Origin of the sequence: Pseudomonas sp. TE50-2, from assembly GCF_040813665.1 — a bacterium.
GTDB lineage: Bacteria > Pseudomonadota > Gammaproteobacteria > Pseudomonadales > Pseudomonadaceae > Aquipseudomonas > Aquipseudomonas soli.
The window spans coordinates 4,975,634-4,988,862 of the sequence record NZ_JBFNXN010000001.1; the positions used below are offsets into that span (position 1 = coordinate 4,975,634).

General features: G+C 65.3%; 9 protein-coding genes. 3 read left to right on the forward strand and 6 right to left on the reverse strand.

From position 1 onward, the window contains the following. The first annotated feature begins 11 nt into the window (after window positions 1–11). A complete protein-coding gene (locus AAHK21_RS22760) occupies window positions 12–974 on the forward strand; it encodes a GlxA family transcriptional regulator (RefSeq protein WP_367858403.1) in 963 nt (320 codons plus the stop codon). Here the strand turns inward: AAHK21_RS22760 and AAHK21_RS22765 are convergent. From AAHK21_RS22765 to AAHK21_RS22780, 4 genes are all read right to left on the reverse strand, one after another. After that, window positions 956–1,651, reverse strand: a complete 696-nt coding sequence (locus AAHK21_RS22765; RefSeq protein WP_367858404.1) for a GntR family transcriptional regulator — start codon at window positions 1,649–1,651, stop codon at window positions 956–958. The two genes, AAHK21_RS22760 and AAHK21_RS22765, sit on opposite strands and share 19 nt — an antisense overlap. A 19-nt stretch (window positions 1,652–1,670) precedes the next feature. After that, the gene (locus tag AAHK21_RS22770; RefSeq protein WP_094011278.1) at window positions 1,671–2,372 is read right to left on the reverse strand and encodes a FadR/GntR family transcriptional regulator; all 702 of its coding nucleotides are present in this window, start codon (window positions 2,370–2,372) and stop codon (window positions 1,671–1,673) included. A 70-nt stretch (window positions 2,373–2,442) separates the two neighbouring features. Then, window positions 2,443–3,753, reverse strand: coding sequence for a C4-dicarboxylate transporter DctA (locus tag AAHK21_RS22775; protein WP_046854876.1), 1,311 nt, complete (start codon window positions 3,751–3,753; stop codon window positions 2,443–2,445). A 209-nt stretch (window positions 3,754–3,962) separates the two neighbouring features. Beyond that, window positions 3,963–4,277 (reverse strand): helix-turn-helix domain-containing protein, encoded by a 315-nt coding sequence (locus AAHK21_RS22780; protein WP_046854877.1) that lies wholly within the window; start codon window positions 4,275–4,277, stop codon window positions 3,963–3,965. Between the two features lie 276 nt (window positions 4,278–4,553). On the opposite strand from AAHK21_RS22780, the gene AAHK21_RS22785 reads away from it, so the two are divergent. Together AAHK21_RS22785 and AAHK21_RS22790 are read left to right on the forward strand one after the other, a co-directional pair. Further along, window positions 4,554–6,119, forward strand: a complete 1,566-nt coding sequence (locus AAHK21_RS22785) for a methyl-accepting chemotaxis protein (RefSeq protein WP_367858405.1) — start codon at window positions 4,554–4,556, stop codon at window positions 6,117–6,119. Between the two features lie 12 nt (window positions 6,120–6,131). Further along, window positions 6,132–7,817: a putative bifunctional diguanylate cyclase/phosphodiesterase gene (locus AAHK21_RS22790; RefSeq protein WP_367858406.1), complete on the forward strand. Its 1,686-nt coding sequence runs from the start codon at window positions 6,132–6,134 to the stop codon at window positions 7,815–7,817. Between the two features lie 13 nt (window positions 7,818–7,830). Here the strand turns inward: AAHK21_RS22790 and AAHK21_RS22795 are convergent, their stop codons facing one another. Beyond that, window positions 7,831–12,561, reverse strand: a complete 4,731-nt coding sequence (locus tag AAHK21_RS22795; protein WP_367858407.1) for a DUF6543 domain-containing protein — start codon at window positions 12,559–12,561, stop codon at window positions 7,831–7,833. A gap of 168 nt (window positions 12,562–12,729) precedes the next feature. Next, window positions 12,730–13,221: an Lrp/AsnC family transcriptional regulator gene (locus AAHK21_RS22800; protein ID WP_214500349.1), complete on the reverse strand. Its 492-nt coding sequence runs from the start codon at window positions 13,219–13,221 to the stop codon at window positions 12,730–12,732. Window positions 13,222–13,229 lie beyond the last annotated feature (8 nt).

Consider the following 13,229-nt stretch of genomic DNA (forward strand, 5'->3'; position numbering starts at 1 on the left):
CAGGAGTTTGTGTGCCCATCACCCTTGCCATCCTCGCCATGCCCGGCGTGCAACTGCTCGACGCCTGCGGCCCCCTTGACGTCTTTGCCGAGGCCAACCGCCAGACCGGGCGGGAGGCCTATCGCCTATCGCTGCTGGCGTGCGAGCCCGGGCCGCTGGTCAGTTCGTCGGGTGCCAGGCTGTTGCCCGACGGCTGGATCGGCGATGCCATTGGCCCCTTCGACACGTTGCTGATTGCCGGCACGCCCCTGGCCGCCGGGCAGCACCTGCGCAGCGGCATCCTCGATTGGTTGCGCGAGCATGCCGCCAGCAGCCGGCGCTACGGTTCGGTCTGTACCGGCGCCTTCGCCCTGGCCGCCGCCGGCCTGCTCGATGAGCGGCGCATCACCACCCACTGGGCGGTGGCCGAGGCGCTGGCACAGCGTTATCCGCAGGTCACGGTGGAGGCCGACGCGATCCAGGTGCACGACGGCAAGGTGCGCACCGCCGCGGGCGTCACCGCAGGGCTCGACCTGGCCCTGGCGTTGGTGGAGGAAGACCTGGGCCGCGAGGTCGCCAAGCAGGTCGCAAGCCAGCTGGTGATGTACTTCAAACGCCCCGGCGGGCAGCTGCAGTTCAGCCGCCAGGGCGCCACGTCGACGGCGGGGCGTTCGGCGTTGCAGGGGTTGCAGCGCTACGTGGCGGCCAATCCGGCCGAGGATCATGGTGTCGCCCGGCTGGCGGCGCGGGTCGGCCTCAGCCCGCGGCATTTCGCCCGGCTGTTCCAGGCCGACGTAGGCATGACCCCGGCGGCCTGGGTGGAACTGGCACGGGTCAATGCGGCGCGCGAACGCCTGGAAGGCGGGCTGGAGCCGCCCAAGCAAGTGGCGGCGCTGTGCGGCTTCGCCAATGCCGACACGCTGCGCCGGGCCTTCATGCGGCATGTCGGGGTGACCCCCGCCGAATACCGCAAGCGCTATGCTCGGCCGGTCTGATCCAGGTCGAGCTTGGCTTCCAGGCGGTCCAGATGTTCATGCATAAGCCCCAGCGCTGCCTGGCCGTCGCCGTTTTCCACCGCATCGATGATCGCCGCATGCTCCTGCCAGGCGCAGTGCTCGCAGCAGGGCGCTTCGTAGCGGGCGATGATCAGCGAGGTCATCGGTACCAGGCCATTGAGAAAGCGCGCCAGCGGCGCGTTGGCGGCCATCTGCGCCAGCTTCATGTGGAACTCGCCGCCCAGGCGGATTGCCGTGCAGCGTTCGCCGCGTTCATGGTGCTGGCGCTCGCGCTCTACCAGCTGGCGCAACTGCCGGATCTGCGCCGGGCGGGCGCGTTGGGTGGCCAGGCCGATCAGCGTGGTTTCGGCCAGGCGCCGGGCGCTGAGCACCTGGCGCGCCTGTTCAGGGTCGGGGGCCGCCAAGTGCGCGGTATGGCTGGGGCGCTGCACCACCACCTGCTGGTCGGACAGGCGCCCGAGCACCCGGCGGATCACGGTGCGGCTGACGCCGAAGGCGTTGCCCAGCGCCTGCTCGGGCAGGGCGCTGCCCGGTGGCAGGCGCTGTTCGAGGATGGCATCGAACAGCCGGGGGTAGATCTGTTCCGCCGACAGGCGGGTCTCGCCGGCACCGAGCAGGGCAGGCAGGCGGGGGGCGGCTTGGGCGCAGGCGGTCATGGTCGCTCTCCTTCTTTGTTCAGTTGCCTGGTTGGTCGTCCGGGATATTCAGGGCGATGCCCATGCGCTGGCCCTCGGCGAGGATGTGCTGGCGCATCTGCTGGCTGGCCTTGGCGCTGTTGCGCTCACGGATGGCACGCACCACCGCCTCGTTTTCGCTGAGGCGCGCGGCCAGGTGCTCGGGCGAATTGCGCAGCATGTCGGCACTCTGCTTGAGGGCATTGCCGGTCTGCTGCACGACACTCTGGAAGATCGGATTGGTGGTCAGCGCGAACAGCGCCTCGTGGAAGGCGATATAGGCATTGATGCCGGCCTCGCTGTCGCCGGCGTCGAGGGCTTCGCGCATGTCCATCAGGGTCAGGCGCAACTGGCCGATGTCCTGGCTGCCGGCCGATTGCGCCACCAAGCCGGCAATGAAGGGCTCGAGGGTGTAGCGCAGTTCGAGCACGTCGGCCAGGCTGGCCTCGGCGATGGTGTCCGGTTCTTGCGCCTGGCTGGCGTCGGCATCGAGCACCAGTACGCCCTTGCCCGGCATCGAGCGCACCAGGCCCAGGGTCTCCAGCACGATCACCGCCTCGCGCAGGCTGGGCCGGCTGATGCCCAGCTGTTCGGCCAGCTCGCGCTGGCCGGGCAGCATGTCGCCGCTGCGCCACTGGCCACGGGCCAGGGCCTGGCGGAGTTTCTCCACCACTGAATTGACTACGGTCGAAGAGCTGATCACGGTTCGCTCCTTGGTTGAAGCTGCATCTTTGCCCTTGCCGGGCCGGCGCGGGGCGCCGGCGGCCTTGGGCTTAGAATTCCTGTTGATGGGGTTGGCCCTGCTTGCGGGTGGCCGGGGCGAAACCGGGTTTGTTGGCCAGCACATTGTTGGCGCGTTCCAGGTCGATGTCCTTCTCCCAGCGGGCGATGGCCACGGTGGCGACGCAGTTGCCGATCAGGTTGGTCAGCGCCCGGCCGATGCCCATGAACCAGTCCACGGCCAGCACCAGTACCAGGCCGACCACCGGGATCGCCGGGACTGCGGTCAGGGTGGCGGCGAGAATCACCAGGGCCGAGCCTGGGATGCCGTGGGCGCCCTTGGAAGTCACCAACGACACCAGAAGAATGGTCAGCAGGTCGGTCATGGCCAGCGGCGTGCCGGTGGCGTTGGCGATGAACACGATGGCCAGGGTCAGGTAGATCGAGAAGCCATCGAGGTTGAACGAGTAGCCGGTGGGGATCACCAGGCCGACGGTGGAGCTGCCGATGCCCAGGTGCTCGAGCTTGCGCATCACCTGCGGCAGCACGGCGTCGGAGGAGGCGGTGCCGAGGACGATGGACAGTTCTTCGCGCAGGTACTTGATGAACGGCAGCAACTTGAGCCCGGACAGGCGCATCACCGTGCCGAGGATGATCAGCACGAAGCCGGCGCAGGTCAGGTAGAACAGCGCCACCAGGCCGCCCAGGTGCTGCAGCGAGCTCAGGCCGTACTTGCTGGTGGTGAAGGCGATGGCGCCGAATACGCCGATGGGGGCCAGGCGCACGATCATGCCCATGATGCGGAAGATCACGTGGCTGAGCTCGTTGATCAGCCGCGAAATGCCCGAGGCCGACTCACCGACCAGGTTCAGCGCGCTGCCGAACAGCACCGAGAACAGCAGTACCTGGAGAATGTTGTTGTCGGCGAAGGCGCCCACCACCGAAGTGGGGATCAGGTCCATGAGGAAGGCGGTGGTGCCGTGGATGTGTGCGCCACGGTCGGCCAGGGCGCCGGCATCGGCGCTGGACAGCTGGTCGAGGTGGATGTTGGCGCCGCTGCCGATGCCGGTGGAGAAGGCGAACACCAGGCCGATGACCAGCGCCAGGGTGGTCAGCACCTCGAAGTAGATCACCGACTTCAGGCCGATGCGCCCGACCTTCTTCAGGTCGCCGGCGCCGGAAATGCCGCTGACCACCACGCAGAACACGATCAGGCCGATGAGCATCTTGATCAGCTTGATGAAGCCGTCACCCAGGGGTTTGAGTTGCAGGGACAGGTCGGGGAAGCTCAGGCCGCAGATCACGCCGAGGGCGAGGCCGAGTACCACCTGGAGGAAAATCGAACGCGAACACCATTTGAGCATGGGAGGAGTCTCTGGTCGGTGTCCTTGCCCCCCAAGCCACACGGAGCGAAAGAGTGCAGGACTTAATTATTGTGGTCTTACCGGTTTGTTCACTGCGAGGGCTATAAAACGCCGATTTTTCCGACAATGCAAGGGTTTTTGGCCTTACCGGTCTGACCAGTTGTGGTGCACTGACGGGCAGTCTGCTCTAGCGTGGTGCGCGGGGGATGTCACGGTTTGGCGAGCACCTGATCAACGGCGGCGATCAGCTTGCCGAGGTCCTTGGGAGGGGCGTTATGGATGACGCCGAAGAGGTAGGCGCGTTGTTCTTCCACGTCATCGGGGTCGGTGAAAAACGCTTTTGGCTTGACCCCCAGCGCCTCGGCAAAGCTCACCAACGACTCGATGCTGGGGGTGTAGGTGCCGGTTTCGAAGCGGCTGATGGTCTTGGGGTCGAAGCCGGTTCGCTCGCCCAGTTGTGCCTGAGTGAAGCCTGCCAGTTTGCGGTAGCGGCGCAGGGCAGGACCTAGACCTGTTCTCGTCATCGCTTAATTCCCATTTAGAATCAAGCACTTAACGATATATGTCGATATAGCGCAACGCCATGATTCATCACCTTTATTTGCAAAATGTGATGGAATTCGTAGAATTTGCCGCTTTGATTGATCAGTCATTCAAGTAGTCGTCCAGGGCGATCCGGTCATCCACCGGCCCGTGTGCAAGCGTTGTCGGACATTGGAACTGATCCAGGATGAACGGTTCCGACACCCCTGGCCTCCTGTCAGGCCGCGTGTCGGGCCGTGTATGAATGGAGTCTCATCGTGCGTCAGAACCTGCCGGTCAATCCGGTCGAGCAAAGCTTTCCCGAGCACCAGCGGCTCATTTCGGCCACCGACACGGCCAGCCTGATCACCTATTGCAACGCCGAGTTCGCCGCCATCAGCGGCTTCAGCCAGGACGAGCTGATCGGCAGCCCGCATAACCTGGTGCGCCATCCGGACATGCCCGAGGCGGTGTTCGAGCTGATGTGGCAGTACCTCAAGGCCGGCCGCAGCTGGATGGGCATCGTCAAGAACCGCTGCCGCAACGGCAACTTCTATTGGGTCAACGCCTACGTTACGCCGATGCTCGAGAATGGCCAGGTGATCGGCTACGAATCAGTGCGCGTGCGCCCGACCCGCGAGCAGGTGGCCCGTGCCGAAGCGTTGTATGCCCGGTTGCGCGAGGGCAGGGCGGCGCTGTCGCCGGCCCGGCGCCTGGCATTGCTCGGCCGGGCCATGGCGCTGCCGCTGCTGGCGGGAACCGTGGCCATTGCCGGCAACCAGCTGTTGCCCGAGCTGCCTGCCCAAGGCCTGACCCTGGCGCTGTTCGCGGGTGTCGGCCTGTGGGCGCAAAGCCGCATGAGGCGCCACTTGCGGCGTATCGTCCAGGTGGCGGACAACACCTTCAGCGACCCGGTCGCGGCCTTGACCTACAGTGACTTGCCCGGCACCGCCGGGCAGCTGGAGCTGATCCTGATCAGCGAGGAGGCGCGCCTGAAGACTGCGCTGACCCGCCTGAGCGACCTTGCCGCACAGATGGCCGGTGCCGCCCAGGATGCCGGGCGGCTGTCGCGCAGCACCGAGTCGGCGTTGCTCGAACAGCGCGCCGAGACCGATCTGACCGCCACCGCCATGACCGAGATGGCGGCCTCGATCGGCGAGGTTGCCGGCCACGTGCAACTCACCGCCGAGCAGGCGCAGACCGCGCACTTGCTGGCCGGGCAGGGCAGCCAGGTGGCCGACGCCACGGGGGCGGCGATCCAGAGCCTGGCCGGCACGGTCGGGCAGATCAACCAGGCGGTCAACGACCTGGCCGGTCAGACCGGTGCCATCGCCGAGGCGGCCGGGATGATTCGTGCCATCGCCGAGCAGACCAACCTGCTGGCGCTCAATGCTGCCATCGAAGCCGCCCGGGCTGGCGAGCAGGGCCGCGGTTTTGCAGTGGTCGCCGATGAAGTACGTGCCCTGGCCGACAAGACCCGCCAATCCACCCTGCATATCCAGGCGATCATCGACAGTTTGCGCGGTGGCGCCGAGCAGGCGGTGAGCATTGCCAGCCAGGGCATCGAGGGTGCGCAACAGGGCGTGACTCAGGTCGCCCTGACCCAGGAGGCCTTGCAGGGTATCCGCCACGCGGTGCAACGCATCAGCGACATGAGCCAGCAGATGGCCGCGGCCTCGCATGAACAATCCAGTGTCGCCGAGGATGTCTCGCGGCAGATCAACGGAGTGGCGGGCACGGTCCAGCAGAGCGCGCGTCGCGCCAATGCCGCCGCCGTGCGCGGCGCGGAGCTCGAGCAGGTGTGCGCCGGGCTGCGCGCCCTGGTGGAACGCTTCAACCGCTAGGTTGCGATGCTTATGGACGACAATTACCGCGCGGCCGTCGATGCGGCCGCGATCTTTTCCGAAACCGACCTGCGCGGTTGCATTACCTACGTCAACCAGCAGTTCTGCAGCATCTCCGGCTACAGCCGCGAGGAGCTGCTGGGGGCCAACCATCGCATCCTCAATTCCGGGCTGCACGAACCGAGCTTCTTCCTCGAGATGTGGCGCGCCCTGGCCGCTGGCCGGGTATGGAAGGGCGAGATCTGCAACCGGGCCAAGGATGGCTCGCTGTACTGGGTGGACAGCACCATGGTGCCGCTGATCGACCCGCACACCGGCAAGGTGCGCAAGTATGTGTCGATCCGCTTCGACGTCACCGAGAAGCGCCAGTTGCTGCACACCCTGCAGTGGCGCGTGGGGCACGATGTGCTGACCGGCCTGCCCAACCGCGCCTACCTGTCCGACCTGCTCAACCAGGCCTTGGCGTTCTCCCGGCGCGAAAGCATTCCCCTGGCTGTCTGCATGCTCGACCTCGATGGCTTCAAGGCGGTCAACGATGGCTACGGCCATGCCACTGGCGACCTGCTGCTGGTGGAGGTCGCCCAACGCCTGCAGGACATCCTGCGTGGCGGTGATGCGGTGGCGCGGCTGTCAGGGGATGAGTTCGTGCTGATCCTGCGGCATATCGAAGGGCCGCAGCAGCTCGACGCCGCGTTACGCCGCATCCTCCAGGCGCTGGCCGCGCCCTACACGGTACGCGAGCACCCGTTGAGCCTGAGCGCGAGCATCGGTGTCACCCTGTTCCCGCAGGACGACGAGGATGCCGACACCCTGGTGCGCCACGCCGACCAGGCCATGTACGTGGCCAAACAGCAAGGGCGCAACCGCTACCACCTGTTCGACGTGTCCCAGGAGCTTGAGCTCAAGGCCACCCACCAGACCGTGGCGCGGGTACGCCAGGCCCTGCGCCAGGGCGAGCTGTGCCTGTACTACCAGCCGAAGGTGAACATGCGCAGCGGCCAGGTGATCGGTTTCGAGGCCTTGCTGCGCTGGATGCATCCCTCCAAGGGGCCGGTGCCGCCGGGGGAGTTCCTGCCCTTCGTGGAGCAGACCGACCTGATCGTCGAACTGGGCGAATGGGTCATCGACCAGGCCTTGACCCAGCTGCAGCAGTGGCAGCTGTCCGGGCGCGACTGGTCACTGAGCGTCAACATCGCCGCCCGCCAGTTGCAGCGCGGCGACTTCGCCCAGCGCCTGGAGCGCTTGCTGACGCGCCATCCCGGGGTGTCGCCAGGGCACCTGGACCTGGAGATCGTCGAGTCGGTGGCAATCGACAACCTGCCGCGGGTCGGCCGCTGCCTGGATGCCTGCCGTGCGCTGGGCGTGCGTTTCTCCCTGGATGACTTCGGCACGGGCTACTCCTCGCTGAGCTACCTCAAGCGCCTGCCGGCACAGACCATCAAGATCGACAAGTCCTTCGTGCGCGACATCCTGCATGACCATGACGACCTGGCCCTGGCCGGTGCGGTGATCGGGCTCGCGCGTGCATTCGGGCGTGAGGTGGTGGCCGAGGGAGTGGAAAGCATCGAGCACGGCAAGGCGCTCATGGCGTTGGGCTGCGAGCTGGCCCAGGGGTATGGCATTGCCAGGCCGATGCCGGCTACCGAGGTCGCCGGCTGGGTCGCGGGCTATCAACAGCCGGCGGACTGGCAGTGCTGAATATGTATAGCGCTCAAGCTGGGCGCAGCCCCAGCGTTTCTCGTGTCAGGCTGCTCATGAGTGAGGTCTCTGCCTGTTGTCGCGTGCTCAATAACACAGAGGATATGCCCAGATAGAGCGTTCCTTCATCGACATAGCGTCCAGAGACCAGATCGACACGTAGCAACCAGCCGTCGCGTTGCCACTGAATCGTCGGGTAGTCACGTACCAGCACATCGATGAACGCTTGTGGCACCGTCGGCCCGGTGTAGACGGTATCGGCCGGCCCGGCTTCGCTCAGGGCGTCGAAGTACTCGGAAGCGCCTGCCCATTCGTTCGCCAGAGCGGTAAAGCGCGCCTGATGCAAGCGCCTCATCCACCCCTGCCAGAACCCTTGGGTTGTAGCCCACTCGGCCAGTCGGGCGAGGTTGCTGTACTGCTCGACATCGGCTGCCAGCCGCTGCAGCGTTGGCCCGGACAATCGTGCCAGATAGTCGAAGCGGATCACCTGGGGTTGCGGTGGCAGGTTCAAACGCGTTTGCAGTTGCATGCGCGCGTGCAGCGCCATCTCTACCTCATCGAGCGGGTAATTGGGGTCAGTCAGTTGTTCGTCGGGGAGGTCGTCGTCTGGGTCAAGCGCCGGGGCGGCCTGGTCCGGCGCCTGGGCCAGCACCCGACGCCTGGTGGTCCGGGCATTGAACAATGCGCCAATGCGTTCGTCCAGGCGTTGTTGGCGCAGCAGTGCGGTAGCGGTGGCGATCGCGACCTGGGTATCGCTGGCATTGGCCGGCGCCCGTGCTACGGTACGCCAGACGTTGACCTGAGTTTCGACCTGCTGGAACAGCAGTTCGGCCTGGTCGACACATTCCTGACCTGCGTCCCTGAGCAGGTCATTGATCTGCTGCTGCAATTCGGCGCGTCCCCAGCCCGGAACATCGTGAGTGGCGGGCTCCAGGTCGGCGAGAGTGATCAGTATGTCCTGCATGCGGCGGCTCATGGTCGTGGGGCTGCGCTGGAAGTCGGGGGTCTGAGGGAGTCGTTCGAAAAGCGCATACAAAGGACGCCATTGCGGGGCCTGCGCGGTAGTGGTCACATGCAGTTGCAGATCCTCCGGCCAGTCGCTGCGCCACAATTGTGCCTCCGCCGACCCTGGCACGGGCGTGAGCCCGGCATCCACCAGGCGCAGTAGTGCCCGGTCGGAAAACGGATTGCCGTTCAAGTTGTATGAAACGTCCTCGCCGGCCCGCAGGGCTTGGGCGAATGCGCTATCACGCAGATGTGGGGCATCCTCCAGCAGGTTGCTGCTCAGGTCCAGTTCGCGAAGCTGCAAGGGGCGCTGGTTCAACCGTTGCTCGATGCCGATGGGCCATTGCGACAGGGCGCTGTCCTCCAGGTCCAGGCGTTGCAGGCGCTGCCACCCCGTCAGGTCAGGTGCCATGTCCAGTGGGTTGTCACCGAGGTAGATTGTTTGCAGCCGGTTCAGCCCGTTGAGCGCGGAGCGGCTTTGTTCGGTGAGCGTGATGTCGTTCTGTGACAAGCTCAAGTGGGTCAGTGCAGGCCACTGCTGCAGGGCCTGGAAGTGCTCGGCCTCCCAGGCCAGGTAGTTCTCGTCCGCCACCAGCAGCGATAGATGTTGCAGCGACGACAGGCGCTGCAGGCTCGCAGCACTGATGTTCTCGACCGCGCCAGTCAGCAGCAGGCGCTCCAGCCTGGGTAGCCGAGTGAGCAGCCCAAGGCTCGCTTCGCTGTCGATGTCCAGACGATTGCCGCTCAGGTCCAGCGAGCGCAGTTGAGTCAGCTCGCCCAAGGCCTCGGGAAGTTCATTGAGGCGACATTGAGTCAGGTCGAGGTAGCGCAGGTTCGGGAAAGCACGCAGGAACGGATCGATATTGGAGTTGTACAAATCCTGGAGATTGCTCAGCGCCAGGTGGCGGATATGGGGCAGGCGTGTTTCCATGCCGGGCAGTTCAGCCAGATGTTCCGCATCCAGTTGCAGGACAACGTGATCCAGGGTGGATTCGCTATCGGGCGTGCCCTGTCGCCGCCAGGCGCGGCGAATGCTGAGAGCGGCAGAGCTGCGGGCATTACGGCGCATGTGGAAAGTATCGACAGGGTCCGGGTCGGTCAGGTCGATCCACCGCTGCAAGCCATTATCGAGGGTATTGAAGTCGGCGCGTTGGGCTTCGAGCAGGCGTCCAAAAGCGCCTGGGCTGCTGCCTGCCTCTTCACGCAGGCGCTGGCGCAACTGCTCCCGGTTGTTCAAAGGATCTTCAGGGTAGAGCTGGTCGAACAGTTCGTCTTCTGTCAGCCAGCCTTGTCCCCGACCGCTCAAGGAATAGCCGAGCCGGCCATCTGCGAGTCGCCCAGGCAGCCTGAAGAGCTTGCGCAGCGGCGGCATGTGCAGGGCCGTCGCAACCTGGTCGCGCCGGGAGTGGGCGCGCAGGAACAGTGCATCGCGCAGGCCCTGCGCTGTTTGCTCCGGCAGTTCCAGCGCCCGGCGTTGCACGGCCGGCAGGGCTTCGAACAAGGCGTGGAACAGATCGACGCGGTCGGCCGGCATGGCGCCGGCTTGCCAGTAACGGTAGCCGAGGGTGTCGCGGGTCAGTGTGATCGCGGGTAAGTCTGGTGCTCCGACGGCAAGCAACAGTTTGCCGTCGGGGGTGTCCTGGCGAAGCTCGATACGCAGTGCGTTATCTCGGCCAGGCATGTGCGAAAGCATGGCAAAGGCGACCTCATCGCGGTCCGCATGGCCCGCCTGCCCCTGGTAAAAGCCTTGCAGGGCGCGGTTGATCCTTGCTTCGCGCTGATAGAGTCGGGCCGACTCCGCGATGGCCAATGGCACACGCTTGTGCTCGCGCAGCATGTGCAGATCTTCGCGCCTCGCTTCGTCCAGCACTTGCGCCCGTACCCGAGGGCTGAGCGAAGGAAAGTCGCGTGCCAAGGTTCCATCGCCTGCCCCAGGTACCGGGAGCGGGACAGGTTCTGCCCCGAGTGCCTGCAGGCTGTCGAGCAGCAGGGCGGGAGCTGGTTCGCGCTCCACGATCACCTTGCGCAGTGCATTCGCATCGTAGCTGCTGGCCTGCAAGGCACGTCGCGCCAGAGTATCGTCCAACCCTCGGGTGGGGGGACCAAGCCGGCGCAGCAATTGCCTCGTCTCCCAGCTTGCCGGGCGTTCGTGGCCCAGCAGCCAGGCGCCTTGGCCGTTGCCGCCACGCAGGACGGGTTGATGGTGCAAGCCGCGGGCAGCCTGGAGCTGCCATTGTTCAGCGGTGCCTTGCTCCAGCTCGAACGCCCGTTCCTCCAGGAACAGCCAGTGCTTGTCATTCCAGCGTTGCAGGCCGGTAGCCAGTAATGGGGTGTCGACGGGCCAGGGCGCTTCCCTGGAGAAGGCCATCAAATTGCCGCTCCACAGGCGGGTGCCCGATTCGCCGTGCGCGGGTAGCCAGTCATGCAGCACGCCTTGCGGCTCGGTAAAACCGCGGGCAGCGATGCCGAGCACGGCGAACTGTGCAAGGTTGCCGATGACGTCGAACAGGTGATGGATCGCCGCGTCGGCATCCCCTGCATTGGCCGCATGGATGCCATCGAGGAATGTACCCACCAGCTGTGCTCCCCCCACCATGAGCATCGGCAGTTGCAAGACCTCCAGCGGCAGGCTCGCCAGGTTGAGCACGGTCATGCCGATTGACAGCCATTGTTCAAGCCGTTGCTCCAGCTGTTCGGCATCGCGTTGGGCTGTCGGCACCGCCAGGGCCCGGGCATCCGCGAGCAAGCGTTGTAACGTCGAGCGTGCCCGGGTGTCGAAACAGTTGTCGGGCCAAGACTCGAACGCCATCGGCAGGCGCGCGTTGTGATCCAGGGTTTCTTGCCAGATGGCGCCGACCGGAGGAAACCACTGGTTGATCCAGCTGAAGCGTTCGCCCTCTTTCAGTTCCGGCATAGGCTCACGCAGGTCGGTGTAGGGGTACCGTGGGAACAATGTCTTCTGCAACCGGCTGAAGAAGTGTGGTTTGTCGATATCGGCGATGTAGCGGCTGAAGCGCGCGCGAAAACTGGCATCGCGCAAGCGGCGGGTCAGTGCCTGGGCGGCATGGCGGAAGGATGGGTAGCCCAGCAACGGTGTATCGTCACCAGGCAGATAGAGAAAACAGTTTCGCTCCCGGCCTTGAGGTGTCAGCCGCACCAGCATGGGGCCATGGATGGCCGTATCGAAAATGCGCAACGCACTGCATTGCACGGCGCACGCCTTGCCGGTTGCGGGATCGACCGCGTCCCGGCCTTCGACGAGCGCCTCGCCCAGCGCGACGCGGCTTGGATCGAGCAACCCCCGCAGCTCGGCAATGACCAGCTCGGCGGCAAAGGTGTTGCGATCCTGCTTGGCCAGCAAGGTGCGGAATTGGGCATTGTCGATGCTGCTGCGCAGCAATTGTTGGTACTGCCCCCCGAGGTCGAGTGTGCGTACGCCATCGACGAAACGTTGGTTGTCCAGTGACAGGTAGTCGCCCTGGCGTGAGCTTGCCAGGCGCACCCGGCTGCCTTTGGTGAAATTCAGCATGGCCGCTTCCAGCCAGGTCATTTCGCGTCGAATGTCGACGTTCCAGAGTCGACCTTGCGAGGAGGGCGGTAGAGACTGGTTCGGGTACCACTGGCGAAGGGCGGGTTCCAGCTTCCGCGCGGCAAAGGTCTGAAGTGGCGCGATCTTGTCGAGGTGTTCGCGTACCTGGCGGGTGGCGCGGTGGCTGGCGCGGATGCGTGTTTCGAGCATTGATCGACGTCCCCGGTCGGCCTGGCGTAACCAGGCCGGCAGGCGGGCGTCGACGAATGCACTGAGAGGGGGTAAAGGCGAGATCACTGCAATGGCTCTCCGAAAGGAAAGCCCGGAGTCTGTGCCGCGGTTTTGTCGCAGAAGCGGTATGCGGCTAGCACCGCTGGTTCAGGGCTGCGGCGCCGTGCTCTTCACCGCCGCCAGCTCCGGATGCGCCACCAGCTTGTCGATATGCAGCTCGTCGTTGTTCATCCAGGTCTCGGTCAGCACCCGGTAATGCTCCATGTCGCGGCAACGCATGCGCAGGCTGTAGTCGAAGTGGCCGCTGATCAGCTGGCACTCGTAGACCTGCGGGCAGGCGCGCACGGTGGCCTCGAAGGCGCGCTGCGCCGAGCGCCCGCTCTGGTTGGACAAGGCCACCAGCACCAGCAATGACAACCCGGGGGAAACCTGCTGCAGGTCGATGATCGCCCCGTAACCGCGGATCACCCCGCGCCGCTCCAGCTTGCGCACCCGTTCCAGGCAGGGCCTGGGCGTCAGGTGCACGAGGGTGGAGAGCTTTTCGTAGGTGATCCTTCCGTGGTGGCGCAGCACGTCGATGATCGCTTCGTCGATGCGATCCAGCGGTGCCGAGGTGGAGCTGATGGCCTTGCTATCCATATACGGCT